Source organism: Pseudolactococcus laudensis (genome assembly GCF_013449735.1).
GTDB classification, from domain to species: Bacteria; Bacillota; Bacilli; order Lactobacillales; family Streptococcaceae; genus Pseudolactococcus; species Pseudolactococcus laudensis.
Map to the genome: position 1 here is coordinate 35,735 of NZ_JACBNY010000001.1, position 26,415 is coordinate 62,149.

At 41.4% G+C, this 26,415-nt stretch carries 29 protein-coding genes and 1 tRNA gene; 22 read left to right on the forward strand and 8 right to left on the reverse strand.

The annotated features are described in order from the left end of the window. Nucleotides 1-2: 2 nt before the first annotated feature. From HZR21_RS00180 to HZR21_RS00215, 8 genes are all read left to right on the forward strand, one after another. On the forward strand, nucleotides 3-869 hold the full coding sequence (locus HZR21_RS00180; protein WP_180745409.1) for a helix-turn-helix domain-containing protein: 867 nt from the start codon (nucleotides 3-5) through the stop codon (nucleotides 867-869). Between the two features lie 7 nt (nucleotides 870-876). Continuing rightward, nucleotides 877-1,434, forward strand: coding sequence for a CDP-diacylglycerol--glycerol-3-phosphate 3-phosphatidyltransferase (gene pgsA, locus HZR21_RS00185; RefSeq protein WP_003138178.1), 558 nt, complete (start codon nucleotides 877-879; stop codon nucleotides 1,432-1,434). A gap of 398 nt (nucleotides 1,435-1,832) precedes the next feature. Then, a complete protein-coding gene (gene hisS / locus HZR21_RS00190) occupies nucleotides 1,833-3,119 on the forward strand; it encodes a histidine--tRNA ligase (RefSeq protein ID WP_180745411.1) in 1,287 nt (428 codons plus the stop codon). Next, entirely contained in the window at nucleotides 3,116-3,346 is a 231-nt protein-coding gene (locus HZR21_RS00195; protein ID WP_180745413.1) for a hypothetical protein, read from the forward strand. The genes hisS and HZR21_RS00195 overlap by 4 nt, the downstream gene beginning before the upstream one ends. Before the next feature lie 3 nt (nucleotides 3,347-3,349). Next, complete coding sequence (locus tag HZR21_RS00200) at nucleotides 3,350-3,592, forward strand: hypothetical protein (RefSeq protein ID WP_180745415.1); 243 nt, start codon at nucleotides 3,350-3,352, stop codon at nucleotides 3,590-3,592. A 22-nt stretch (nucleotides 3,593-3,614) separates the two neighbouring features. Next, nucleotides 3,615-5,357 (forward strand): aspartate--tRNA ligase, encoded by a 1,743-nt coding sequence (gene aspS, locus HZR21_RS00205; RefSeq protein ID WP_180745417.1) that lies wholly within the window; start codon nucleotides 3,615-3,617, stop codon nucleotides 5,355-5,357. Between the two features lie 8 nt (nucleotides 5,358-5,365). Continuing rightward, complete coding sequence (locus HZR21_RS00210) at nucleotides 5,366-6,241, forward strand: YitT family protein (RefSeq protein WP_003138170.1); 876 nt, start codon at nucleotides 5,366-5,368, stop codon at nucleotides 6,239-6,241. A gap of 422 nt (nucleotides 6,242-6,663) precedes the next feature. Then, complete coding sequence (locus HZR21_RS00215) at nucleotides 6,664-7,530, forward strand: YitT family protein (protein WP_003138168.1); 867 nt, start codon at nucleotides 6,664-6,666, stop codon at nucleotides 7,528-7,530. 145 nt (nucleotides 7,531-7,675) lie between these two features. Here HZR21_RS00215 and HZR21_RS00220 read toward each other — a convergent pair whose 3' ends face one another. The 3 genes from HZR21_RS00220 to hslO form a co-directional block, all read right to left on the reverse strand. Further along, complete coding sequence (locus tag HZR21_RS00220; protein ID WP_082785331.1) at nucleotides 7,676-7,780, reverse strand: putative holin-like toxin; 105 nt, start codon at nucleotides 7,778-7,780, stop codon at nucleotides 7,676-7,678. A 239-nt stretch (nucleotides 7,781-8,019) separates the two neighbouring features. Then, nucleotides 8,020-9,009 carry a tRNA dihydrouridine synthase DusB gene (gene dusB, locus HZR21_RS00225; RefSeq protein ID WP_180745419.1) on the reverse strand — a complete coding sequence of 330 codons (990 nt, stop codon included), beginning with the start codon at nucleotides 9,007-9,009 and terminating at the stop codon, nucleotides 8,020-8,022. 1 nt (nucleotide 9,010) lies between these two features. After that, nucleotides 9,011-9,871 carry an Hsp33 family molecular chaperone HslO gene (gene hslO / locus HZR21_RS00230; protein ID WP_180745421.1) on the reverse strand — a complete coding sequence of 287 codons (861 nt, stop codon included), beginning with the start codon at nucleotides 9,869-9,871 and terminating at the stop codon, nucleotides 9,011-9,013. 188 nt (nucleotides 9,872-10,059) lie between these two features. Between hslO and HZR21_RS00235 the strand changes: the two genes are divergently transcribed. Together HZR21_RS00235 and HZR21_RS00240 are read left to right on the forward strand one after the other, a co-directional pair. Further along, nucleotides 10,060-10,500 (forward strand): DUF1810 domain-containing protein, encoded by a 441-nt coding sequence (locus HZR21_RS00235; RefSeq protein WP_180745423.1) that lies wholly within the window; start codon nucleotides 10,060-10,062, stop codon nucleotides 10,498-10,500. A 13-nt stretch (nucleotides 10,501-10,513) separates the two neighbouring features. Further along, nucleotides 10,514-10,660: a hypothetical protein gene (locus HZR21_RS00240; RefSeq protein ID WP_180745358.1), complete on the forward strand. Its 147-nt coding sequence runs from the start codon at nucleotides 10,514-10,516 to the stop codon at nucleotides 10,658-10,660. Nucleotides 10,661-10,863: 203 nt separating this feature from the next. Here HZR21_RS00240 and HZR21_RS00245 read toward each other — a convergent pair whose 3' ends face one another. Beyond that, a complete protein-coding gene (locus HZR21_RS00245; RefSeq protein ID WP_180745425.1) occupies nucleotides 10,864-12,297 on the reverse strand; it encodes a UDP-N-acetylmuramoyl-L-alanyl-D-glutamate--L-lysine ligase in 1,434 nt (477 codons plus the stop codon). A 61-nt stretch (nucleotides 12,298-12,358) separates the two neighbouring features. Further along, nucleotides 12,359-12,817, reverse strand: a complete 459-nt coding sequence (locus HZR21_RS00250) for an AraC family transcriptional regulator (protein WP_180745427.1) — start codon at nucleotides 12,815-12,817, stop codon at nucleotides 12,359-12,361. Nucleotides 12,818-12,919: 102 nt separating this feature from the next. Between HZR21_RS00250 and mutM the strand changes: the two genes are divergently transcribed. The 3 genes from mutM (at nucleotide 12,920) to spx (ending at nucleotide 15,627) form a co-directional block, all read left to right on the forward strand. Continuing rightward, on the forward strand, nucleotides 12,920-13,753 hold the full coding sequence (mutM, locus tag HZR21_RS00255) for a DNA-formamidopyrimidine glycosylase (RefSeq protein ID WP_180745838.1): 834 nt from the start codon (nucleotides 12,920-12,922) through the stop codon (nucleotides 13,751-13,753). A gap of 120 nt (nucleotides 13,754-13,873) precedes the next feature. Further along, nucleotides 13,874-15,049: a recombinase RecA gene (gene recA / locus HZR21_RS00260; protein WP_180745429.1), complete on the forward strand. Its 1,176-nt coding sequence runs from the start codon at nucleotides 13,874-13,876 to the stop codon at nucleotides 15,047-15,049. 179 nt (nucleotides 15,050-15,228) lie between these two features. Continuing rightward, nucleotides 15,229-15,627 carry a transcriptional regulator Spx gene (spx, locus tag HZR21_RS00265; protein ID WP_031366278.1) on the forward strand — a complete coding sequence of 133 codons (399 nt, stop codon included), beginning with the start codon at nucleotides 15,229-15,231 and terminating at the stop codon, nucleotides 15,625-15,627. A gap of 292 nt (nucleotides 15,628-15,919) precedes the next feature. On the opposite strand, the gene HZR21_RS00270 is transcribed toward spx, so the two are convergent. After that, nucleotides 15,920-16,117, reverse strand: coding sequence for a CsbD family protein (locus HZR21_RS00270; protein WP_004261178.1), 198 nt, complete (start codon nucleotides 16,115-16,117; stop codon nucleotides 15,920-15,922). Nucleotides 16,118-16,707: 590 nt separating this feature from the next. Here HZR21_RS00270 and HZR21_RS00275 point away from each other — a divergent pair. The 4 genes from HZR21_RS00275 to rsmA are packed head-to-tail and all read left to right on the forward strand — an operon-like array spanning nucleotide 16,708 to nucleotide 19,033. After that, a complete protein-coding gene (locus HZR21_RS00275; protein ID WP_180745431.1) occupies nucleotides 16,708-16,845 on the forward strand; it encodes a hypothetical protein in 138 nt (45 codons plus the stop codon). Next, nucleotides 16,835-17,605: a TatD family hydrolase gene (locus tag HZR21_RS00280; RefSeq protein ID WP_180745433.1), complete on the forward strand. Its 771-nt coding sequence runs from the start codon at nucleotides 16,835-16,837 to the stop codon at nucleotides 17,603-17,605. The genes HZR21_RS00275 and HZR21_RS00280 overlap by 11 nt, the downstream gene beginning before the upstream one ends. Beyond that, on the forward strand, nucleotides 17,598-18,170 hold the full coding sequence (gene rnmV, locus HZR21_RS00285; RefSeq protein WP_004261172.1) for a ribonuclease M5: 573 nt from the start codon (nucleotides 17,598-17,600) through the stop codon (nucleotides 18,168-18,170). The genes HZR21_RS00280 and rnmV overlap by 8 nt, the downstream gene beginning before the upstream one ends. Then, entirely contained in the window at nucleotides 18,161-19,033 is an 873-nt protein-coding gene (gene rsmA / locus HZR21_RS00290; RefSeq protein ID WP_180745435.1) for a 16S rRNA (adenine(1518)-N(6)/adenine(1519)-N(6))-dimethyltransferase RsmA, read from the forward strand. The genes rnmV and rsmA overlap by 10 nt, the downstream gene beginning before the upstream one ends. Before the next feature lie 30 nt (nucleotides 19,034-19,063). On the opposite strand, the gene HZR21_RS00295 is transcribed toward rsmA, so the two are convergent. After that, on the reverse strand, nucleotides 19,064-19,507 hold the full coding sequence (locus tag HZR21_RS00295; RefSeq protein WP_004261169.1) for a GNAT family N-acetyltransferase: 444 nt from the start codon (nucleotides 19,505-19,507) through the stop codon (nucleotides 19,064-19,066). 151 nt (nucleotides 19,508-19,658) lie between these two features. Between HZR21_RS00295 and HZR21_RS00300 the strand changes: the two genes are divergently transcribed. After that, complete coding sequence (locus HZR21_RS00300; protein WP_040525604.1) at nucleotides 19,659-20,786, forward strand: AI-2E family transporter; 1,128 nt, start codon at nucleotides 19,659-19,661, stop codon at nucleotides 20,784-20,786. 101 nt (nucleotides 20,787-20,887) lie between these two features. Beyond that, nucleotides 20,888-22,237: a hemolysin family protein gene (locus HZR21_RS00305; protein ID WP_180745436.1), complete on the forward strand. Its 1,350-nt coding sequence runs from the start codon at nucleotides 20,888-20,890 to the stop codon at nucleotides 22,235-22,237. A 115-nt stretch (nucleotides 22,238-22,352) separates the two neighbouring features. Here the strand turns inward: HZR21_RS00305 and HZR21_RS00310 are convergent. Then, a tRNA-Leu gene (locus tag HZR21_RS00310) sits at nucleotides 22,353-22,435 on the reverse strand. A 249-nt stretch (nucleotides 22,436-22,684) separates the two neighbouring features. Between HZR21_RS00310 and HZR21_RS00315 the strand changes: the two genes are divergently transcribed. Genes HZR21_RS00315 through HZR21_RS00325 form a run of 3 tightly spaced genes read left to right on the forward strand, consistent with a single transcriptional unit; the run spans nucleotide 22,685 to nucleotide 26,279 of the window. Further along, nucleotides 22,685-23,407: a DeoR/GlpR family DNA-binding transcription regulator gene (locus HZR21_RS00315; RefSeq protein ID WP_004261159.1), complete on the forward strand. Its 723-nt coding sequence runs from the start codon at nucleotides 22,685-22,687 to the stop codon at nucleotides 23,405-23,407. Beyond that, entirely contained in the window at nucleotides 23,385-24,296 is a 912-nt protein-coding gene (gene pfkB / locus HZR21_RS00320) for a 1-phosphofructokinase (RefSeq protein ID WP_180745439.1), read from the forward strand. The genes HZR21_RS00315 and pfkB overlap by 23 nt, the downstream gene beginning before the upstream one ends. Before the next feature lie 33 nt (nucleotides 24,297-24,329). Next, the gene (locus tag HZR21_RS00325; protein ID WP_180745441.1) at nucleotides 24,330-26,279 is read left to right on the forward strand and encodes a PTS fructose transporter subunit IIABC; all 1,950 of its coding nucleotides are present in this window, start codon (nucleotides 24,330-24,332) and stop codon (nucleotides 26,277-26,279) included. Nucleotides 26,280-26,415 lie beyond the last annotated feature (136 nt).

Here is a 26,415-nt window from a genome sequence, read left to right on the forward strand (position 1 = left end):
TCGTGGCAAAAAAAACAGTAGGACAAGTTTTACGTGACCAGCGTGCGAAGCTTGATATGACACTTAACGCAGCTGAAGAATTAACACAGATTCAAAAAATGTACATCGTCGCCTTGGAGCATGATGATTATGATGCATTGCCAGGGGACTTTTATGTCAAGGCTTATCTCAAACAGTATGCAGAACGTTTGGACCTTGATTATGACCAATTGGTCACAGCTTATGAAAAAAACGAACCAATTGAAGTAGATGAAACACCTGACTTATCTGAAAGTTATCGATTTGTAAAACCTTCTGAACGCCTAGAAGCAGATGAAGAACTAGGTGATAAAAAATGGCGTTATTATCTGCCAATCGTTTTATTAGGTACTGTTGCTGCCCTTATTATCATTAGTATTTCAGCTACCGTAGTCCTTAACAAACCTAAAAACAGTGGGATTGCAGAACACCTTTATAGCTTATCGACTAGCTCTAAAAGTAAGGCATCAGCAAGTAGTACTGAGCCAAGTACATCATCTGTTTCTTCAGAATCAAAAGCACCTGAACCGCCCAAACCTGAAATAACGGTGACAGGCAATGGTCAAGCACTAGCAGCAACGGTGAAAAATGTCGCAAGTCCAGTAAAAGTTAACCTCAGTACGGCAGCGGGAGTAGCTGTTTGGATTGGTATGACTAACTCTGATTTGCCAGGAGGACAGATCACTCTGACTGATGCCACCCCGACGACTACATCCTTGACTGGGAATCAGACGGTCTTGACGCTAGGAAAAACAACAGGGTTGACCATTAAAATCGGTGATACCCCAATTGACTTGTCAAGTATTGTGGCACCTGAAAGTCCAGCAACCTTGACGATAACGATAGAATAGAGAACTGATGAAATTAACCAAAGAAAACTTACCTAATAATTTAACCATTGCTCGCATCTTTGCGATTCCACTTTTTATCTTGATTTTAGCATTAGGTGGTCACTCTCATGTCTGGCAAGTGGTCGCTGCAATTTTATTTGCAGTCGCATCTGCAACTGACTGGTTAGACGGTTATTTAGCACGTAAATGGCACATCGTCTCAAATTTCGGTAAATTTGCGGATCCCTTGGCTGATAAAATGTTGGTTATGTCAGCATTCATCATGTTAGTGCCCTTGAAATTAGCACCAGCTTGGGTGATTGCCATTATCATTTGTCGGGAATTAGCCGTGACAGGTTTGCGTTTACTCTTGGTTGAACAAGGTGGTGTCGTTATGGCAGCTGCTCTACCAGGCAAGATTAAAACCTTCACACAAATGCTATCTATCATCTTCTTGTTACTAGGTTGGAACTTACTTGGCGTGATTTTCTTATACATCTGCCTAGCCGCAACCATTTATTCAGGTTATGATTACTTTGCCCAAAATATGTCAGTCTTTAAAGATGCAGACCAATCACAGCAATAAAATCTTGCAAAATGGTAATGACTAATATATAATTAAGATAAGCAATCAGAGAGCGGAGGTAGCTGAAAATCCGCAGACAATAGACAGTGACGATTTAAAAAGAAAAGTTAGCAACTTTATAGCTACAGAGCTAGGAATGCCTAGAAACCAAGGTGGTACCACGATATTGTCGTCCTTGAGCGTTTATACTCACCTAACCCAATAAAGCAAACATTTTCGGCTATTTTCCGCCACTTCATCGTTGATAAGTCTTGACGTACACCTGTATGTCATCACCTCATCGCCTTGAATTGACGGTAAATATCTCAAAAATTTTGTTTTCTTCCTGGAGTTAACTGAGTATATGTCTACGCTCAAGGGCGTTTTCTTATAGGAATTGAGAGAGGTAAATAGGAAATATGAAATTACAAAGACCTAAAGGCACGGTTGATATCCTGCCTGGCGAGAGTGAAAAATGGCAATTTGTCGAGGCGACTATGCGTCGCGTTTTTGCGACTTATCGTTTTAGTGAAATCCGTACACCACTTTTTGAGCACTACGAGGTAATCTCGCGTTCCGTTGGGGACACGACAGATATCGTGACCAAGGAAATGTACGATTTTTACGACAAGGGTGATCGCCATGTGACTTTGCGTCCTGAAGGGACAGCGCCAGTTGTTCGCTCTTATGTCGAAAACAAAAAATTTGCGCCAGAAGTTCAAAAACCATTTAAAGTTTATTATATAGGATCTATGTTCCGTTATGAACGCCCACAAGCTGGTCGTCTACGTGAATTTCACCAGATTGGTGTTGAAAATTTCGGCTCAAAAAATCCTGCAACGGATGTTGAGACAATCGCCATGGCTAAAGCCTTTTTCGACCAAGTCGGTGTCAAAAATATCAAGCTTGTTATCAATTCATTGGGGGATAGCGAGACACGCGAACGTTACCGTGAGGCCTTAATTGCATACTTGGAACAGCATTTAGACAATCTGTCTGATGATTCTAAGCGTCGCTTGCACGAAAATCCCTTGCGTGTTTTGGATTCCAAAGATAAACAGGATATCGCCATCGTCAAAGACGCGCCTTCAATCCTGGATTTCTTGACTGACGCTAGTCAGCAGCACTTGACCGACGTCAAGACCATGTTGGAGAGCCTCAATATCGCCTACACTATCGACCAAAATATGGTGCGTGGTCTTGATTACTACAACGACACAATTTTTGAGTTCATGACGGAGATCAAGGGCAAGGAGCTGACGATTTGTGGTGGTGGTCGATATGATTCGCTGGTCAGCTATTTTGGTGGGCCTGAAACGCCTGGCTTTGGTTTTGGGATCGGTGTGGACAGGCTTTTGCTTATCTTAGAAGAGCAAGGCGCGCCACTACCAGTTGCCCAGCCGCTCGATGTTTACGTGGTTGTCTTGGGCGCAAGCGCCAATGTTGCAGCTCTCAAGTTAGTGCAGTCGCTACGCGATCAAGGCTATGCCGTGGAACGTGATGTCTTAAATCGCAAGATTAAACAACAATTCAAGTCGGCAGAAGAATTTGGGGCCAAGGTGATTATCACCCTCGGGGAATCAGAAGTTGAGACCGGAGAGATCGTCGTTAAAAACAATGCGACACGTGCAGAAGTCAAGACAACCTTGTCTGAAATTCAAGACAAGTTTGACGCTGTCTTTACTGAAGTGGCGGCTGACGCATGACAGATAAACTCAAGATATTGATGGGCTTGTCGGCTTTATCAATGGCTGCTAGTTTGTATCAGATTGTCACGCAGTCTCATCAGTTTGACCGTGTCTTTTTAGTGATTTATTGCGCCTTGATTGTGATTTTTAATCGAGATAAGGCGATTACCCGAGATAAAATCGCACGGGTTATTGTGATTGTCACGCTTGTACTTTTACTCGTGACGTCATTTCTCGCGAGGTAGGGTATGACAGAAAAGAAAGTTCACTTGTTAATCAGGATAATCGCAATTTTGATGATTATCATGAGTGGCCTCAAACTGCTACAAGGCGATTATAACGGTCTCAATCTCTGGCTCTTTGTCGCCCTCTATGTAGTGGCAGTCAAGAAAATCAATGCTTTTCTCAAAGAAAGTCGTTTGACGACTGTGTTAGTTTTTCTAGCGGTTGGTTTACAGGTTGTGATGCTGGTGTTATCGAAAGTAATTTAGTAAGACAAAAAAGGAAGTAAAAATGAAACGTACAGGATATGCGGGCGCCGTCCGCTCAGAAGATATTGGTCAAACAATCACGCTTAAAGGTTGGGTGGCACGCCGTCGTGACCTTGGTGGCTTGATTTTTATTGATTTGCGTGACCGTGAAGGCATCATGCAGTTGGTGGTTAACCCTGAATTAGCCTCAAAAGAAGTTTTGGCAACAGCGGAAAGTTTGCGTAGTGAATTTGTTATTGAAGTGACAGGTACAGTCCTTGCCAGAGCGCAAGCCAATGATAAATTAGCAACTGGACAAGTCGAGCTTGAAGTTGCTGACTTGACTGTTTTAAATGTAGCGAAGACAACACCGTTTGAAATCAAAGATGATTTAGAAGCCAGTGACGACACACGCATGCGCTATCGTTACTTGGACTTGCGTCGTCCAGAAATGTTGTCAAACTTTAAATTGCGTCACAATGTGACCAAGGCTATTCGTCACTATCTGGATGATTTGGACTTTATTGATGTTGAAACACCGATTTTGACCAAGTCAACACCGGAAGGGGCGCGTGACTATTTGGTACCAAGTCGGATTTCGGAAGGGCATTTTTATGCCTTGCCTCAGTCACCGCAAATCACCAAACAGCTGTTAATGAACGCTGGTTTTGACCGATATTATCAAATCGTCAAGTGTTTCCGCGATGAAGACTTGCGAGGGGACCGCCAGCCTGAATTTACACAGGTCGATTTGGAAACATCTTTCCTTGATGAGCAGGAGATTCAAGACCTGACAGAAGGCTTGATTGCTAAGGTTATGAAAGAGACGAAAAATATCGAAGTGACCTTGCCTTTCCCACGCATGACTTATGATGACGCCATGAATCAATATGGCTCTGATAAGCCAGACACTCGTTTTGAGATGTTGTTGTCAGATGTCTCTACCATTGTCAAAAAGGCGGATTTTAAGGTTTTCTCAGAAGCGCCTGTCGTTAAGGCCATTGTTGCCAAAAATGCAGCGGATGCTTACTCGCGTAAAGATATTGACAAACTGACGGACTATGCCAAACAATTTGGTGCTAAGGGGCTTGCTTGGGTTAAGTTTGTGGCCAATGAATTTTCAGGTCCTATCGCTAAATTCTTGCCAGAAATCGCCGATGAATTGGCTGAAACGCTTGCTTTGACGGATAAAGATTTGGTTCTCTTTGTGGCAGATGAGTTGGACGTGGCAAATGCGACACTCGGTGCCCTTCGTAGCCGAATCGCCAAAGAACAGGACTTGATTGATCAAAATCAATTTAACTTCCTCTGGGTGATCGACTGGCCGATGTTTGAGTGGAGTGAAGAAGAAGGTCGCTACACAAGCGCCCACCATCCTTTTACTTTGCCGACAACAGAAAGTGCGCATGAACTTGAGGGTGATTTGTCCAAGGTTCGTGCAGTCGCTTATGATATCGTGCTCAACGGTTATGAGTTGGGTGGCGGTAGTTTGCGGATTAATCATAAAGACTTGCAAGAACGCATGCTCAAAGCGCTTGGTTTCACAGCAGAAGCTGCAAATGAGCAGTTTGGGTTCTTACTTGAAGCTATGGACTACGGTTTCCCACCACACGGTGGTCTAGCCCTTGGACTTGACCGTTTCGTCATGCTCCTAGCTGGTAAAGATAATATTCGTGAAGTTATTGCTTTTCCGAAAAACAATAAGGCAACGGATCCGATGACGCAAGCCCCTAGCTTGGTTTCTGACCAACAATTGGCAGAGCTCAATTTTAAAATTGGAAAATAATACCTTCTATGATTAACGTGATCAAAAATTTATCTATCGAAAAACTGATGTATAAACTTTCGGCATCAGTTGTCTACGCGCTACTTTCAGCGGTCGCCCTGAATCTTTTCTTTCAGCCTGGTCATGTTTATTCTAGTGGCATTACAGGTCTAGCACAGATTTTTACGACCCTATCCTATAAATTACTAGACCATGATATCCCCGTATCCGTCACCTTATATTTGTTAAATCTTCCTTTGTTAGTTTTAGCTTGGTTAAAAATCGGAAAAAGATTTACCATCTATACAGTGATTACGGTTACTTTAAGCTCAATCTTCATTCATATCATTCCTGAATTTACCATGACGCCAGATCCGATTATCAATGCGATTTTTGGTGGTGCTGTTATGGGTGCAGGGATTGGTTATGCGTTACGTAGTGGTATTTCTAGCGGCGGTACAGACATTGTTAGCCTTTATATACGGAAAAAAACTGGTCGTCAGGTTGGCAACATCAGCCTCTTGTTCAATGGTGTCATTGTCCTTATCGCAGGTGTTCTTTTCGGATGGCAGTATATGTTCTATTCACTTCTAACGATTTTTGTATCAAGCCGTGTGACGGATGCTATCTATACCAAGCAACGTAAGATGCAAGCAACCATTATTACCAAGCATCCGGTAGAAATTACTCAGGCCCTACATCAAAAATTACATCGGGGAGTCACAGTGGTTAACTCAGCTGAGGGTGGCTATACAAAAGTGACAATGACGATTTTGATTACGATTATCACACAAGCTGAATATCAAGAATTCAAATACATCATGAAAGAAGTTGACCCAACAGCCTTTGTGTCGGTTGCTGAAAACGTTAAAGTCTTAGGACGTTTTATCGAAGACGACAATTAATAGTAAAAATGATAAGGCTTAATATACTCAGTTAATCAAATAAAGTAAACATTTTTGACTATCTTTAGTTAACTGGGTATACTTTGATAAGATTGTGATAGCTCATCACGGTCTTATTTTTTGGGAAACCTTTGAGCGTCCGAAGTTCGCGAATGACCCTGCTTGGCAGGAGCGCAAGCGGAAGCCAAGTTTCAAGATTTCACGAAGTGAAATCGCAGAAAGCCTTTGAGCGTCCGAAGATCGCGAATGACCCTGCTTGGCAGGAGCGCAAGCGGAAGTCAAGTTTCAAGATTTCAGGAAGAGAAATCGCAGAAAGCCTTTGAGCGTCCGAAGATCGCGAATGACCCTGCTTGGCAGGAGCGCAAGCGGAAGTCAAGTTTCAAGATTTCACGAAGTGAAATCGCAGAAAGAAAGAAAAATAGATGAATAAAGAAGTTAAATTTCACCCCCTGAATTTCTTGATGATTGCTCTAGGGACGGCGATTTACGCCTTTGGTTTTGTTAATTTTAACATGGTCAATCATCTAGCTGAGGGTGGTGTCAGTGGGATCACTCTGATTTTTCACGCCCTGTTTAAAATCAATCCAGCTTACACACAGATTCTGCTCAATATTCCTTTATTTATTTTGGGTGTAAAAATATTCGGTAAACGAGGCATGATTTACACCATCCATGGTACTGTCTGCTTATCTGTTTTTATCTGGCTCTTCCAGCGTATGAGTTTTTCAATCGACCTCGCGCATGATACCTTGATCGCAGCGCTACTCGCAGGTATATTCGCAGGGATTGGTGGCGGCATCGTCTTTCGATTTGGCGGCACGACCGGTGGCGGCGATATCATTGGCCGTTATTTTGAGCAGAAAAAAGGCTTCGCCCTCGGCCAAACCCTCTTCGTCTTTGACATCCTCGTCCTCACTTTATCCCTATCCTACATCGACATTCAACACATGATGTATACCGTCATTGCGAGCTTCGTCTTTAGTCAAGTCGTTGCCGTCGTGCAAAATGGTGGATACACCGTGCGAGGGATGCTGATTATTAGTAGCAAGTACGCGGAAATCAGCCAAAAAATAACGGATGAAATCGGTCGAGGTGCCACCTACCTAAAGGCGGAAGGAGTCTACTCAGGCCAAGACACTAAAGTTATCTATGTTGTCTTAAGTCCTATCCAAGTCCAAGCAGTCAAGGGAATCCTAGCAGAAATAGACCCAGATGCTTTTGTTTCCATCATCAATGTTCATGAAGTGATTGGTAGTGGGTTTACCTATACAGAAGACTTGAATTTATAAGTTTTGACAAATGTTTTTGCAATTGCTATAATGAAAGTATAAAAAGAGCATGTGCTGATTACACATGCTCCCAGTAGAACCGTTTAAGACGGTAGCTGTTAATTAGTTAAAAATAACCGTTTAACTGGCTAAAGTTATAGGACGGTTATTTTTTTTCGTCATGATTATGCAGTTTCACAACTAAGCCAATCAAAGCAATGGTAAACATACCAAAGCTAAATAGGACTTGAATTGTTTCAAATGCTGACAAACAGGCATCTCCTTTCTGTAGATTTGATTACTTACTTGCATAAGCATCACCTCCATTTCAAGATAGCCACCATCTCAACTTTTCTACTCATTCCAGTATAGCATATCAAATTAAAATTTTATGTTTTAAACACGAGTTTAAATAACATTTTTGTGAGCTTGAGTTTAGAGGGTAATCTGGTACAGGCAAGCATAGCTAAAACAAAAGGACATTTGTCAACGACAGATGTCCTTTTAATATCAAAAAAGTTTCATATAATCATCAAAGATGCCAGAAATTTCAGCAGCAGAACTGGCTTGATTAATCGCAACCTTAACCTTAGCAGCACGAGGCGCCCCTTTGAGGTAGTAAGCTGCGTGTTGGCGGAACTCACGTGAACCATTTTCGTCACCTTTGAGTTCAGTCAGGCGCGTTAAGTGAACCTTGGCCGTCTCGATTTTCTCAGCAACGCTTGGCTCAGGCATCTCCTCGCCAGTAGCTAGATAATGCGCAGTCCGTTTCAGCATCCAGGGGTTACCAAGTGCTGCACGCCCGATCATCACAGCATCGACACCCGTCTCATCCAGCATGCGCTTGGCATCTTCGGGCGTTTTAACATCGCCGTTTCCGATAAAAGGAATGGTCATCTTGCTTGCGACCTTGGCGAGCCAATCCCAGTCAGCCTTGCCTTCATACATCTGTGCTTTCGTCCGACCATGCATGGCAACGGCAGCAGCACCCGCTTTTTCAGCAGCTAGCGCGTTTTCGACGGCGAAAAGGTGATCATTATCCCAGCCTAGACGCATCTTAACCGTTAAAGGTAAGTCGATAGCGGATGAAACGGCAGATACCACGTCATACACTTTATTAGGGTCTAGCAGGAGGCGAGAACCAGATTCATTTTTAGTGACCTTAGGGACAGGGCATCCCATGTTAATGTCGATAATATCAGCCGTTGTATGCTCTTGGACAAATTTCGCAGCTTCCACCAAAGTCTCAGCATCGCCGCCAAAAATTTGAATCGACAAGGGATTTGGTACGCCATCAAAATCAAGCATGGATAGGGTTTTGGCATTGCGATGCTCAATTCCCTTATCAGAAATCATTTCAGTGACCACAAGGCCTGCACCAAATTCTTTAGCGAGGCTGAGAAATGCTTTGTTGTTGATGCCAGCCATCGGTGCAAGGACGATGCGGTTATTGATGTCAATGTCCCCGATTTTCCAGGGTGTATCGTATGTATTCGTCATATTATATCAGTTCTTTCAAATCATTTTCTGAAAAATTGTAGACTGTTTCACAGAACTGGCAAATGACTTCAGCCCCGTGATTTTCAGTAATCAATTTTTCAACTTCTATTTTGCCAAGGCCTTGGATACCGTCAGCAAACCGTTCTTTAGAGCAATCGCAGTGGAAAGCCAGAGGCGATTCTTCCAAGATTTTATATTGGTCTTGCCCGTAAATGGCGTCTAAAATCGCTTTAGAGTGGTCATGTGAGCGCAAGAGTTTAGAAATAGCAGGCATGTTCTGGATGCGTGTTTCTAAAGCTGCGATTTCAGACTCAGGTGCATCAGGCATGACTTGAACTAAAAAGCCACCGGCAACATGGACAGACTCATCTTCGTTGAGCAAAACATTCAAGCCAACAGCAGAAGGTGTTTGCTCGGAAGTCGTCAGGTAGTAAGCCAAGTCTTCACCAATCTCACCAGAAATCAAAGGTGTTTGCCCCGTATAAGGCGTTTTCAAGCCCATGTCTTTAACGACAGAAAACCAGCCTTGACCGACTAAATCGCCGACTAAGACTTCACCAGTCGAGCCACGTTTATAGTCCACATTAGGCTCTTTAATATAACCTTTGACATTGCCACGTGTGTCTGCGACCGCAATGATACTCGTGATGGCGCCATTACTTTGAACGCGCACGGTAATCGTATCGTCACCTTTTTGGTTGGCACCTAAAATCTGCGCCGCAATCAAAGTCCGCCCAAGCGCAACCGTTGAGCTTGACCAAGTTTGATGCCGCTTTTGTGCCTCGCTAACCGTTTGTGTCGCTTCAAGCGCATAGGCTCTAAAATGTCCATTATTTGAGATTGTCTTGATTATCTTATCCATAAGCTATATTTTAACATAAATATGGTAGAGGTGCAGAGGAAGTGATTTTGAGAGATAGCTTCGGACGAAATAGCTGAAAATCCAAGTTAAGTTGCCATCTCATAACGAAATGTCATGCCAAATCTAGTATAATAGACATAAAATCAGTTGCTATTAACAGGAATAATAGAAGATGAGGGATTTAAAATATGGATGAGCAGAAATTTAACTTTGAGCGTTTTATCAAAGCACAAAAAGATGACTATGCCATTGCCTTGTCCGAGATCAAACAAGGTCGCAAGTCTAGTCATTGGATGTGGTATATCTTCCCCCAACTTGATGGATTGGGACGAAGCACCCAAGCTAGATACTATAGTATATTTGGTCTGGATGAAGCAGTTGCCTATCAACACCACCCGATACTTGGTGCTCGATTAAAAGAAATTTCGACTGCCCTGCTTGAGTTGGAAACAGATGATAGTGTTAAGGTGTTGGGCAAAATAGATGCTCTCAAATTAAAGTCTAGTATGACACTATTTAACTATGCAGCGCCTCATGAGGACATCTACCAAAAAGTACTGGATAAATTTTATGCTGGTGAAAAAGATACAGCTACTTTAAATTTATTGTGTCACTTTTCTGAAAAATAAAATCTGTACTGTTATGAGCCTAATCTCCAAAGTTGCGAGTGATGCCATCATGATTTACTACCAAAACGGGATTCTTTTGGCAAAACAATACGAAATCGGTAAGAAATTCGCTGATTTTTTACCAAATTGGAATTGTTTCTACAAAGCAAAACCAAATTAGCAGAAGCGCTATCACTATTATAAAAATAGACCAAATCGAGTAGACTGACTATTCGTTAAACCTTGATGGCGGCCAATATTAGAAAAATAATGGTTAAAAACCGACTATAAATTGAAATAGAAAAAGCAAACTAGCACAATCAAAATTGATAGGGCTAGTTTGCCTTTTTGTTATGGGGACTGAGGCCTTTAGTCTCAGCCTCTTTACAAATATTTCTCAGCAATCTTGCGGTCACCTACATAAGGTTCACGCACACCATTGACGATTTGATAAGCGTCAACCCCTTTACCAGCGATAATGACCGCATCATCAGCACCAGAAGTACTGGCCATCGCCGTTCGAATCGCCGTCTCCCGATCAATGATCATCTGAACATCGCGGGTCATATAACTCGCAATCTCACGCGCAATCTCAGCAGGATCCTCAAAATTCGGATCATCCGCAGTCAAGATCACCTCAATCTCAGGCAGCTGCTCCAAAAGCTCGCCCACACCCTGACGCCGACTCTCGCCCTTATTCCCAGTCGTGCCCATCACAAGCACCACGCGCCCTGTCTGATGCGGCATCACCACATCAAGGAGTTTCTCTAAACTATCCGCATTATGCGCATAATCGACAAAAACCTTAGCACCATTGGCTTGCGTCAGCACCTCCATACGACCAGGAACAGTCGTTTTCGACACCCCCACTTTCGCATCAGCTAAGCTCGCCCCCAGGCGAATGGCAGCAAGACTTGCAGCAAGGGCATTTTCTTGATTAAAACGGCCAATTAACTGAATCTCAAAATTTGTATCAAGGGCAGAAAATGAGAAAGCTTCAGAGTTTGAAATCGGGTGCTCAGAACCCGCCCCATAGAAAGCAGTCTCACCTGTTAACTCAGATTTAACGAAGTCAAAATGCGCCATCTCTGCATTAACAACCGCGTAGCGAGAATTAGCTAGCAACTGACGCTTGCAGTAAAAGTAGTCCTCAAAAGTCGGGTGTTCGATAGAGCCGATATGGTCAGGCGAAATATTAAGGAAAACCCCGACATCAAAAGTTAGCCCATAAACACGTGCTGTTTTATAAGCCTGTGACGAGACTTCCATAACCAAATGCGTCATACCATTACTGACAGCCTCACGCATCATCCGAAAGAGATCAAGACTTTCAGGTGTCGTCAGTTGTGATTTGAAAAAAGTCTTGCCATCAAGTGTTGTTTCCATGGTTGAAAACATAGCGGTTTTACCACCATTATGCGTATCCAAGATGTTTTTAGCAAAGTAAGCAGCAGTCGTTTTTCCTTTTGTTCCGGTAAAGGCCAGTGTTTTGAGCGCATCTTGTGGTTGGTCGTAGAAAGCCATGGCAATCAAACTCATAGCGTGCTTAACATCATTGACGATGATGGCTGGAATATCAACCTCATAATCAGTTTCAGACACATAGAAAGGAATCGTCAAATCCGCCAAAAACTGACGTTTAAAATTAAGTCCCTTGGCAAAAAAGAGGGTGCTATCCGTTACCTCACGACTATCATAAGAGAGTTGACGAAATGTCATATCCTGATGAGGGGCACTAAAATAGGCACCTTCTATGATGATGTCACGAAAATTTTGGTCTTGTTTTAAAATAGCTATCACAGTCTTTAAAGTTATCATGACTCTATTATAACTAATTTTCTGGTAAAATTGTTAATAGATTAATAGTCAGACATCATTCTTAAAGAATTGGGACGCAGATTTCACACAGATCATTTTTTAGCATCTTCATCGCATAACGTTCAATAATCGGTTGTTGCGGATTAAATGTATAACCAGCTTGCGCGAGGTCAGCAAACATATTTTGCATGGTTTGTTGGATGGCTTCTTCAGTATGTGCGATTGTAAAAATTGCATAACGACTAGCCTTTAAATGCCCAGCTTTGATGCTTGACGCGTCCAACTGTTCAAAAGTATCAAAATTGTCTACGGTTAAGGCGATATCGTATCGGCAATTTTGGGGTGTGGTAGTTACAGGATTATCCCAAGCTAAGGCTAGAACAACGGCATCATCCTTTAATAGTTGATGCGTTTTTAGCCAAGCTTTAAAATGCGTCATCAAATTTTTATTTTCAATACCATAAGCACCTATTCGGCGTTGATAAATGATTTTTGTTTCAGAAATTTGTTCGATTTTCATTGTGCTCTCCACATTTTTAGTACACCGGTGTCTAAGTTCATTGTATAGTCTTATAAAATATATTACAACCCCTATTTAAAACTAATGTTAAAGGAATTTGCCATGCCAGAATTACCAGAAGTCGAAACCGTCAGACGCGGCCTTAATAAACTTGTTCGTGGTCAAAAAATCACGGCACTTCGAATTAACTATACTCGAATGATCAAGTCTGATTTGACAGAATTAAAAACCTATCTCATCAATCAAACTATCCACGAAGTCAATCGTCGCGGCAAGTATTTGCTGTTTGAGCTAGGCGAGCAAACCCTGGTCAGTCATCTGCGTATGGAAGGCAAATGGCTGAGCTATCCCAGCAACGACGTGCCAGATAACAAACATTTCCACGGCTTTTTCGACCTGTCAAACGGTCAAACCCTCGTCTATCAAGACGTCCGAAAGTTTGGCACGCTAGAACTCGTCAAAACATCCGAACTCAGTGATTTCTTTAACCGCAAAAAAATTGGACCAGAACCAATAGAGGCGGATTTTGATTTGAAAAGGTTCAAACATCAGCTCTCAGGCAGTCAGAAAAAGATCAAACCCTACTTATTGGATCAGTCTTTGGTGGCCGGTCTGGGCAACATCTATGTTGATGAGGTCTTGTGGCTGGCCAAGATTCATCCGTCTGAAATCGCAAGACACTTATCACCCCAAAAAGTAGCAGAGCTTAGACGTGCTGTCATCCATATCTTAGCAGAAGGTGTCAAATATGGTGGTTCGACCATTCGCAGCTATAAAAATGCGCTTGGTCTTGATGGGACCATGCAGGATCACTTGCAAGTTTATGGCAAAACAGGTCAGCCGTGTGCGAGATGTGGGAGGGCGATTGAAAAATTTAAACTGGCGGGTCGGGGGACGCACTTTTGCCCCAAGTGTCAAAAATTGAAAAAAGTTTGAGCAAGTTGGTGGTGCATTACGTATATAAAAGTAGATGGAAAAATGCTATAATAGGGTATTGTGAAAGTTTTGCAGCCTAGCTTGATATAACTGGCTGTATATGAAACGAGGAGAGATACATTGGCAAAAAAAGCTAAGAAAAATTTAGATGATATTACGAAAAAATTTGGTGATGAGCGTGAGAAAGCCCTCAATGATGCCCTGAAAGTGATTGAAAAAGACTTCGGTAAAGGCGCTTTGATGCGTCTGGGTGACAAGGCTGAGCAAAAAGTTCAGGTCATGAGCTCGGGTTCTTTGGCGCTCGATATTGCTTTGGGTGTTGGTGGTTATCCTAAGGGGCGAATCATCGAAATCTACGGCCCAGAATCATCAGGTAAAACAACAGTTGCCCTTCACGCCGTGGCGCAAGCCCAAAAAGAAGGCGGGATTGCAGCCTTTATCGATGCGGAACATGCGCTTGACCCCGCTTATGCAGCAGCGCTTGGTGTCAACATTGATGAACTCTTGCTCTCTCAACCAGATTCTGGTGAGCAAGGTCTTGAAATTGCTGGTAAATTGATTGATTCAGGTGCCATTGACTTAGTTGTTATTGACTCAGTGGCAGCCCTTGTCCCACGTGCCGAAATTGATGGTGAAATCGGAGATTCCCACGTTGGTTTGCAAGCACGGATGATGTCACAAGCGATGCGTAAATTATCAGCATCAATCAATAAAACCAAAACAATCGCCATCTTTATTAACCAATTGCGTGAAAAAGTTGGGGTCATGTTTGGTAGCCCAGAGACAACCCCTGGTGGTCGTGCCTTGAAATTTTACGCGTCAGTTCGTTTAGATGTCCGTGGCAACACGCAAATCAAAGGTACTGGTGATGATAAAGACACTGCGATGGGTAAAGAAACGAAAATCAAAGTCGTGAAAAACAAGGTGGCACCACCGTTCAAGGTTGCAGAAGTTGAAATCATGTTTGGTGAGGGGATTTCTCAGACTGGTGAATTGGTTAAAATTGCTACTGATTTGGATATCATCAAAAAATCGGGTGCTTGGTTCTCTTACAATGATGAAAAAATCGGTCAAGGGTCTGAAAAAGCTAAACTTTATTTGAAAGAACACTCAGAAGTATTCGCTGAAATTGACCACAAAGTCCGTGAAGCATTTGGTTTAATTGAAGAGGAAACAGTTGAAGCGCAAGCTGAAGACAAATCAGCACCAAAAACAGCCAAGGCTAAAAAAGAAGCAAAAGCAGCAGAATCTGAGTTAGTATCTCTTGAGTTAGATACTATTGAAATCGAAGAATAAAGTCTTTTTATGATAAAAAACTAATAGTAAATTAAGCGTTTTTGACTAAATACTTTCATAATTGCTTTAAAAATTGAAGTTTTTATTGAATAGGTCTTTTGACTGATGACAAAATATGTTATAATTGATATCATATAAATAACAAGAAATGCGTTAGAAGTACCAACACGGAGGTCACTATGATAACAATTTACACAGCTCCATCCTGCACGAGTTGTAAGAAAGCAAAACTATGGTTAGGTCAGCATGATATTTCTTATGATGAGAGAAACATCATGTCAAGTCCTTTGTCAACTGACGAAGTCAAACATATTTTAGAAAAATGTGATGATGGTATTGAATCTCTGATTTCAAATCGTAATCGATTTGTGAAATCACTAAACGTTGATTTTGAGGAGCTCTCTTTATCAGAGGCTGTCACAATCATTTCTGAAAACCCACAAATTCTACGTCGCCCGATTATCATGGATGATAAACGTCTACACATTGGTTATAATGAAGAAGAAATTCGCGCATTCTTACCTCGTAGTGTACGTGTCTTAGAAAATGATGGCCTACGTTTGCGTGATGCAATTTAAACAATTAAAGTACTGTATTCGTAATTAAACTGTCCGCTAATGGTGGGCAGTTTTTTTGTAGTTTTAAATCTAATCCCTCGTTATGATGTCAAAAACAAAGTAAAGAAAAAGACAAGCATGTCGCTTGTCTCATTATTCCTTACTGTTAGAGCTGACTATTAATCTTTTTTGTTTTTGTTGATGGTGTGTCTTATATGATTGAAACAAATGACTGTTTAATGATATGAGTCACGTTTGGTGCGAGGACGAATACATGATAGCCTAAGAGATATCATAAAATTTGATGGAGAGGTTAGTCGCGGTCAATTTTTTCCTTGATTTTTTCAACGCCATCTTCAACCGCTTCTTTAACATCAGAAGCCGTTTCTTTTACTTTGCCAATTGCTTGATTCATCAAGCCCTCGGCTTTTTTCTTGTCATCGCCAGTTACAGTACCAGCGACTTCTTCTGCTTTACCTTTTAATTTATCAACAGTTCCTTTATCAGACATAGTGTTCTCCTTTTAAGATGTTGAGGCGACTGCTTTGAGACATAGAATTCTTTTTCTGCGACGACTAATCGTAGAAGTGAACGAGGTGTTTGCCGTAAGTGAACAAATCATCTATTTTCTTAGTCTCAAGGTGCCAAAACTCAATTTAATAAGTTATTGAGCCGAAGCTCCAGCTTAATGATGGCTACATCATGGCTAACGTTTAGTTTTTTTGAAAATATTTTTTATCTATTGGAAAAACGGCTACTAGTTAAGTCAATAATAGTCGTTCTTAATGAAAAAAAATAAACCGCAGGTGACTAAATTTATGCTTTGGAAACAAAAAACAATAACAGTAAGTTTAATAAATTTCTTTAGAGTTAAAATTACTTTTAACTCATTATATCCGTCCTCAAATTTAGTATAGCATATTTAAAAAAAAAAAGACAAATAAGAATGCTGAAAAGCTATTTTTAAGCGGATAGCTGCTCAATATGTGTTGAAGTAGATAATAAAAGCGGTCAGATTATCAAATTATTGAGAAGGTTAATCTGCTAATAGACAGAGATTTTTAAGGTTGAGGTGAAACCGAGTTGGAAATAAATGTTATAATGGAAGAAGTAACTTCTGATACTTGTCTTGTGTTTCAGGTGAAACCTGTTAGAAAAGTGATAAACGTTGAAGCCGTAGAAAACTATTTAGAAACACAAGCATCAGAAATAGAGAACGGAGAAGAAATTGATATTTGATACACATACTCACTTAAACGTCGATAATTTTGCAGGTCGTGAAGCTGAGGAAATTGAAAAAGCGCGTGAATTTGGTGTCACCAAACTCAATATTGTTGGGTTTGATACCCAAACAATTGCGCAAAGCTTGGCGTTATCAGCAAGCTATGATAACCTGTATTCAACCATTGGCTGGCATCCGACAGAAGCAGGGGCTTATACATCTGAAATTGGGGCTATGATTGTCAAGCATTTGGCGAATCCCAAGGTGATTGCCCTAGGTGAGATTGGTTTAGATTATCACTGGATGGAAGACCCCAAAGATGTGCAAGAAACAGTTTTCCGTCGTCAAATTCAGTTGTCCAAAACGCATGATTTACCTTTTGTTGTTCACACCCGTGATGCTATGACAGACACTTATGATATCATCAAGTCTGAAGGCGTTGGCCCACGTGGTGGCATCATGCACTCTTTTTCAGGTACCTATGAAGAAGCCAAGCAATTTTTAGATTTGGGCATGATGATTTCTTTCTCAGGTGTGGTGACTTTTAAAAAGGCATTGGATCTCCAAGAAGCAGCGGCTAAGTTACCACTCGATAAAATCTTAGTTGAAACCGATGCCCCCTATCTTGCGCCCATGCCCTTCAGGGGTCGTGAAAACACGCCTGCCTATACCAAGTTTGTCGTCGAAAAAATCGCAGAACTCCGAGGTATCCCAACGGCAGCAGTTGCCCAAGCGACTTATGACAACGCTATGAGGATTTTTAACCTACATGACTGATAAACGTAAAATTTCCGAAGTCGTTGTCGTCGAAGGTAAAGATGATACGGCTAATCTCAAACGCTATTACGAGGTTGACACCTATGAAACGCAAGGGTCGGCGATTTCAGATGATGATTTGGAGCGGATTGAGCGTTTACACGACTTGCGTGGCGTTATCGTCTTTACAGACCCTGACCATAGTGGCGAGCGCATTCGGCGCATCATCATGACCGCCATTCCCACAGTCAAGCACGCCTTTCTCAATCGAGATGAGGCCAAGCCAAAATCAAAGACCAAAGGCCGTTCCCTCGGGGTGGAACATGCGAGTTATGATGATTTAGAGAAGGCCCTAGGGCATTTAACGTCGAATTTTGATGCAGACACTGTCTTTGATATCACGCATGCAGATTTGATTCGGCTTGGCTTAATCGGACATACAGACAGCCGGCAAAGACGAGAATATCTGGGTCAGACACTCAGAATTGGCTATAGCAATGCGAAACAGCAGCTCAAACGCTTAGAATTGTTTGGCATCACCCTAGCAGAAGTTGAAGAAATAATGGAGAACTATTCATGCATATAGCAGATTACCGCGTTACCAAAGCCATACTAGACCGTCATGGTTTCTCATTCAAGAAAAGTTTGGGACAAAATTTCCTGACGGATACCAATATCTTACAAAAAATTGTCGATACAGCTGAGATTGACCGCAATGTCAATGTCATCGAAATTGGCCCGGGTATTGGCGCTTTAACAGAATTTATCGCTGAAAATGCGGCAGAAGTTATGGCTTTTGAAATCGACGACCGCTTGATTCCGATTTTGGCAGACACCCTACGAGATTTCGACAATGTCACAGTGATCAATGAAGATGTCCTCAAAGCAGATTTACAGACGCACATCCGCAAGTTCAAAAATCCTGACCTGCCCATCAAAGTCGTGGCGAACCTCCCTTACTATATCACGACGCCAATCTTGATGCACTTGATCGAAAGTAAAATCCCCTTTACCGAGTTCGTCGTTATGATGCAAAAAGAAGTTGCCGACCGTATCTCAGCAGCGCCTAATACCAAAGCCTACGGTAGCCTCTCTATCGCGGTTCAGTATTATATGACCGCGCAAGTCGCCTTCATCGTACCCAAAACAGTCTTTGTTCCGGCACCTAACGTTGATTCTGCCATCCTCAAAATGACCCGTCGCGATGCGCCAATGGTTGAGGTTTCGGACGAGGATTTCTTTTTCAAAGTCGCAAAACTCGCCTTTCTCCACAGACGTAAAACGCTTTGGAACAATCTCCAGTCAGCCTTTGGAAAAACAGAAGAAGTCCGCGAGCAACTCACACAAGCGCTTGAAGTTGCAGGCATCTCGCCACAAATTCGAGGTGAAGCACTATCAATTCCAGAATTTGCTAAATTATCTGAGGCACTCTTACCTTTAAAAAAATAAGACAAGAAAAATAGTTTGACATCAAAATTGTCAAACTATTTTTTTCATAGCCACATGTTGGATGCCAGCATCTAAGAAAATATCACCAAAAGATTCAAAGCCTAACTTTTCATAGAAAGGGATAGCTTGTATCTGGGCATGAAGCTCTACTATTTTAAAATGTTGAGATTGTAAAAAGTCTAGGACATGAACCATTAATTTTTGTGCATATCCCTGACCTCTGTAAGGTTTGAGCGTCGCGACACGTTGGATCAAAGCCTGTTCACCATTGGCCGAAGGCAAGATACGCAAGGTCGAAACAGCCGTCTCATCTTGATCATCAAGTAGTAAAACGAAGTGGACGGCATAGGCCTCGTCTTTGTCGATTTCGAGGGAAAGGGGGACCTGCTGTTCTTTAACGAATACGGTGTTTCGAATTTTGAGAGACTGGACATAGACATCTGATAAGGTATCACGGGTATGCTTGATTTTCATGGTTCTCCTACTTGTTTGACCGGTAAATGTGAGGGACTTGGGCATAAAAAATACATTCTGGTCAAAATCTGTTATAATTAAAGTAATTATATCAATTTTTTGGAGAAGATGTACTGTGCAGTGTTTCCTGCTCAGTCTAGTAGGTGGGGAAATGTTTAAAAGCTCGAAATTATTTTTTTGGACAATAGAGATACTGGCCGTGGTGACCTTGATTTGGCTGTTAACACATATTAGTTTTGTTTTCAAACCAGTGACAACCTTATTTTCATTAGTATTTCTGCCTTTTATTATCGCAGGTTTTTTATATTATGTTTTTAATCCGCTAGTCTCTTACTTAGAGAAAAAATTTAAGTTAAAACGGATTTGGGGCATTGTGCTCGTTTTCATTTTGATTATCGGCATTTTCGTCTATACCATGATGTCACTAGTACCAAGCGCTATCACTCAGTTGTCGGATTTAATTAAAGCATCAGGAAATATCTACCCTCAATTGCAAAAATGGTTGGAGAAATTGTCCGAGAATCCTGCTTTTAGCGAGATTGACTTCAAGGCTCTGCTCAATAAAGCCAACATCAGTTATATGGATATTCTACAAAACTTGCTGTCTGGTGTAACCTTGAGTGTGTCCAATGTCGTTGCGGTTGTATCTAAAATCTTCATGGTTCTAGCCTTGGTTCCTGTCTTACTTTTCTATATGTTAAAAGATGGCAAGTCCATGTTACCTTTTTTGAAAAAAACAGTTTTAAAATCGGATAGACTAAATATCGTAGGTCTCTTAAATGATATGAATGGCACGATTTCCAAATTTATCAGTGGCGCTGCGATTGACTGTTTGTTTATCTTTGTGACAGTCTTTATCTCTTACTTAATTATTGGCATTCCCTATGCATTCTTGTTTGCAGTTTTTGCGGCAGTAACGAATCTCATTCCCTATATCGGACCTTATATCGGTGTGATACCGGTTATACTGACCGTGGCCTTTACTAACCCAGTTCAAGCGCTGATTGCCGTGGTTGTCGTCCTGACCTTGCAACAAATTGATGGTAACATCATCTATCCGAAAGTTGTAGGATCAGCTGTTGAAGTCCATCCTGTGACCATTATGGTGCTCATGCTTGTCGTCGGAAGTCTCTATGGTCTTGTCGGGATGCTAATTGCTGTGCCATTCTACTCATTAGTTAAAGAAATTGTCAAGTTCTCATGGCGTCTTTGGGAAAATCATAAAGCAGCACGACTGGATGAGACTGAAAACGAGAAGTATGATATAATAGAGAAATAATGTCTTGTCTAGCTATTTTTTCTGATGTGTGATACATATCTGCTTAAAAATGCTAGCAGGCTTAATACTAACACTGAAACTACATTGGAGGAACACAACTCATGCACCCTGACCCCGAAAGTCAGTCCTTATTATTTCAAATTGGTTTACTGATTGTTTTGACCATCGTTAATGCGCTTTTTTCAGGTGCCGAAATGGCACTAGTCTCGACTAGCCGTGCGCGTGTCGAGCAAAGAGCTGCTGAAGGTGATAAGAAATATCAACAATTACTCGGTATTCTGAATCAACCGAGTAACTTTCTGTCAACGATTCAAATCGGGATTACCCTGATTAATATCTTGTCTGGGGCAAGTTTGGCTGATACCTTGGCATCAAAACTCGCACCTGTTTTGGGTGGGACTCTCGCAGCCAAAAATTTAGCATCGGTGATTATTCTTGCCATTTTGACCTATGTTTCGATTGTTTTTGGTGAGTTATATCCTAAACGTATCGCGCAAAATCTTAAAGAAAAATATGCTTTAGCATCGGTGACACCACTGAGAATTTTAGGTGTTATCATGAGCCCATTTGTTTGGTTACTAGCGACATCGACTAACATCCTCAGTAAATTGACACCAATGACTTTTGATGATAATTCTGAGAATATGACACGTGATGAGATTGAGTACATGCTCAATGCAGACAGTAGTGTGCTAGATGAGATTGAGCGGGAGATGCTGGCAGGTGTCTTTAGCTTGGATGAGCTCATGGCGCGTGAGATTATGGTACCAAGAACTGATGCTTTTATGATTGATATTAGCGAAGGAATTCATGAGAATATCGCAGCTGTTCTTGCTCAAAACTACAGTAGAATTCCTGTCTACGTTGATGATAAGGATAAGGTTGTAGGTGTTTTACATACCAAAACGTTACTGAAAAGTGCTTATGAAAAAGGATTTGATCACCTTGATTTACGTCCGATTTTGCAAGAACCACTTTTTGTGCCAGAGACAATCTTTGTTGATGACCTATTACGAGAATTAAAGAAAACGCAAAATCAAATGGCCATTTTACTTAATGAGTACGGTGGTGTTGAAGGGATTGTCACCCTTGAAGACCTGCTAGAAGAAATCGTTGGTGAAATCGAAGATGAATCTGATATTGCAGAGAAAGATGTTTTCAAAATTAATGAGCATATTTTCATTGTCAAAGGTGGCTTAACACTGAATGACTTTAATGAATTTTTCGATACACACTTAGAATCAGATGATGTTGATACCATTGCCGGTTATTTCATGGCGGGTATTGGTGCCATTCCAGGTGAAAAAGAACAAATTGATTATGATGTTGTGACAGAAAAAGACAATTTAACTTTAACCAGTCTAGAGGTTGAAGGGACACGTCTCATTAAACTACGTGTGACTTTCCATGAACCTATTGAGACTGATGAAAAAGATAGTGACGAAAAATAAAATTTAATCTGCGAAAGCAGATTTTTTATTCTATCAAGTTATATATCTGTGACAAGAAAAAAATAGTCTAGCAACTTATATTTTAGTTGCTAGACTATTTTGCTTTTTAAAGTGATGCGGAGAAAGGGATTTGAACCCTCACACCCGTTCGGATACATGCACCTGAAGCATGCGCGTCTGCCATTCCGCCACCTCCGCTTAACTATTCCATTATATCAAAAAAGTGAGAAAAGTGTCGGATAAAAGTTAGGATTAAAATTTCTATTTTTACAACAAATGATAGTTTTTGGAAGAAAAAAAGTCAAAACGATTATTTTTGGAAGTTTTTGATAGAAAATGCTTGACAATGAATTATTTTGCTTGTATAATTGAACTGTAAACGGTTACAGCAAGTATTGGATTTACCTGCCATTAGGTAAATATTGCTGAATCATTAGGAGAACGGCCATGCTAAAAAACGCTAGAAAACAAAAGATTTTAGACCTTGTAAATCAAAAAGGTTATGTGACTTTGGAACTTTTGGCACAAGGGTTGGATACGAGTGAATCGACGGTTAGACGTGATTTAACAGAGTTGGATAAATGTCAACAACTCAGACGTGTCCATGGTGGAGCTGAAAGTTTATTGAACTTACGATATGAAGAAGGTGTTGCTGAAAAATCTGTTAAAAACGTGCAAGCCAAGCAAATTATTGCACAAAGAGCAGTCAGCCATCTTAACAATGGTGATGTCATTTTCATGGATGCAGGTACAACTGTTGCCATGATGACTGACTATCTAACGGATGTGGAAAATATTACAGTTGTAACTAACTCAGTTCATACGGCATCAACGCTGATGGATAAAAAAATTAAGACCATTATCATCGGTGGTGCCGTTAAACCAACAACAGAAGCTGTTACAGGTAATTTTGCGATTCAGCAGCTAGTGACCTTTAACTTTAGCAAGGCTTTCATCGGGGCAAATGGTATCTCACGAGATGGTGGTATCACAACGCCAGATGAAGAAGAGGCGACGATTAAACGTTTAGTTTTACGACAGTCGAAAAAGAAATATATTTTAGCTGATAGTTCAAAACTAGGCCAAATCTATTTTGCAAAAATTGCAGAATTTGATGACAAGATTGACATTATTACGGAGGAAATTCATGATTTACACAGTGACACTTAACCCATCTATCGACTTTCTGGTACGCTTACCAGAGTTCAAAGTAGGTGAGGTTAATCGAATGACTAGCGACGATAAATTCCCTGGTGGTAAAGGGATTAATGTTTCACGTATCTTAGCTCGCCTTGACTCGCACTCGACTGCCTTAGGTTTTCTTGGTGGCTTTACTGGCGCATTTATCAAGGAAAAACTTGAAGCAGAAGATATTCAAACAGATTTTGTCAAGATTGCATCAGACACGAGAATCAATGTCAAAATCAAATCGAATATCGAAAGCGAAATCAATGGTGCAGGACCGAAAATCTCAGCAGCAGAGCGAGATGCCTTCTTTGCCAAACTTGATGTTTTGACAGCAGCAGATATCGTTGTCCTAGCCGGTTCAGCACCAGCTAGCCTTGGGCAAGATTTCTACCTAGATGTCATCAACAAAATCAAAGCGCAAGGCGCTGAGTTTGTCATTGATATCGAAGGGGACGTCTTGGTTAAATCATTAGCCAACCGCCCATTGGTTGTTAAACCTAACAACCATGAGTTAGGTGCTATCTACGGTGTCGAATTCGATAGCGTAGAAGAGTTGATTCCTTATGGTCACAAGTTGCTGGCTGATGGCGCACAATACGCCATGATTTCGATGGCAGGCGACGGTGCTTTGTTATTTGCAGACGGAAAAACTTACTTTGCCAAAGCGATTAAAGGGACAGTAAAAAATTCTGTTGGAGCTGGCGACTCAATGATTGCTGGTTTTGTCGGAGAATTTGTCAAGTCGCATGATGCGGTTAAAGCTTTCCGACAAGGGGTAGCTTGTGGCACTGCAACAGCTTTCTCAGATGACTTGGCAGAAGCAGCCTTCATCAAAGAAATTTCTGACCAAGTGGTCATTGAAGAATGTTAATTTGATTTAATTTATATTTAGAAAGGTTTTCTTATGAAAATTCAGGACTTATTACAAAAAGATGCGATGATTCTATCGCTCAATGCAACGAATAAAGCAGATGCCATTACAGAAATGGTCCAAAAACTCGTTGACACAGGTTATGTGACTGACTTTGATACATTTAAAGATGGCATCTTAGCACGTGAAGCATTAACAACAACTGGTCTTGGTGATGGTATCGCAATGCCTCACAGCAAAAATGCAGCAGTTAAAGAAGCGGTAGTGTTATTTGCTAAGAAAGATGGCGGACTAGACTATGAATCACTAGATGGTCAACCAACTGATTTATTCTTCATGATTGCAGCACCGGATGGCGCTAACGACACGCATTTAGCAGCACTTGCTGAATTGTCTAAGTATCTGATGAAAGATGGTTTTGCGGATTCACTTCGTTCAACATCAACGCCAGACCAAGTATTAGCAGCATTCAACGCCGCTGAAGAAGAAACAGTCAAAGAGTCTGTTGCATCTGTCAACAATGACGAAGACTTCGTTGTTGCAGTAACAGCTTGTACGACAGGTATTGCCCACACTTATATGGCTGAAGAAGCGCTTAAAAAACAAGCAAAAGAGCTCGGTGTGGCAATTAAAGTCGAAACAAATGGTGCATCTGGTATCGGTAACAAATTGACAGCAGAAGACATCAAAAAAGCAAAAGGTGTTATTATCGCAGCTGATAAAGCAGTTGAAATGGATCGTTTCGATGGCAAACCATTGATTTTGAAACCAGTTGCAGCTGGTATTCGTGAACCAGAAAACTTGATTAAAGAAGCACTTTCGGGTAACTTACCAACTTATAAATCAACAGGTCAAGCCCAAGAAAATGAATCTGAGGAAAAACTCAGCATTGGTAAAGCTTTCTATAAACACTTGATGAGTGGTGTTTCAAGTATGTTACCGTTCGTTATCGGTGGTGGTATCGCGATTGCGATTGCCTTCCTCATTGATAATGCCATGGGTGTACCAAAAGACCAACTCGCTAACCTTGGTAGCTACCATGAATTAGCATCAGTCTTCAAACAACTCGGTGGCGCAGCCTTTGGTTTCATGCTACCAATCCTTGCAGGTTACATCGCCTACTCTATCGCTGAAAAACCAGGTTTAGTAGCAGGTTTCGTTGCGGGTGCGATTGCGTCAAATGGTCTTGCCTTTGGTAAAGTACCATTTGCCAGTGGTGGTGAGAAGACATTAGCTCTGGCTGGTGTACCGTCTGGTTTCCTAGGCGCGCTTGTCGGTGGTTTCCTTGCCGGTGGTGTTATCCTCATTCTTAAAAAAGTCTTTTCTAATGTTCCGCGCTCGCTTAACGGTATTGTTTCAATCTTGATTTACCCAGTATTAGGTGTTTTGATTACTGGTTTCCTCATGCTCTTTGTCAATATTCCAATGGCAGCTATCAACAGTGGTTTGACAAACTTCCTTAATAGTTTATCAGGTGCCAATGCGGTTCTACTAGGGGCTTTACTTGGTGGTATGATGGCTATCGATATGGGTGGACCATTTAACAAAACCGCTTATGTTTTTGGTACAGGTACACTTGCAGCAACTGTTGCTTCTGGTGGTTCAGTTGTCATGGCAGCAGTTATGGCTGGTGGTATGGTACCACCACTTGCAGTCTTTGTTGCAACATTGCTCTTTAAAAACAAATTCACAAAAGAAGAACAAGATTCAGGTTTGACAAATATCGTCATGGGTCTTTCATTCATCACTGAAGGTGCGATTCCATTTGGCGCAGCTGACCCTGCGCGTGCCATTCCTTCATTTGTCCTCGGTTCTGCTGTTACAGGTGGTCTTGTCGGCGCGCTTGGGATCAAACTCATGGCGCCACACGGTGGTATCTTCGTTATCGCTTTGACAAGTAATCCAATCATGTATCTAGTAGCTGTAGCAATCGGTGCAGTTATCTCAGGTATTGTGTTTGGTGCCTTGCGTAAAGCAAAATAAGTTTCAGACTTATCCTAAGTTTTTATCAAGAAAAGAACGTCTATTGTAGGCGTTCTTTTTTGATTTACTGATACCTTACGCTTACTGCCAGGATAGCTTGTGCCTTTATAAAACCAGATGATAATTGCAGACACGC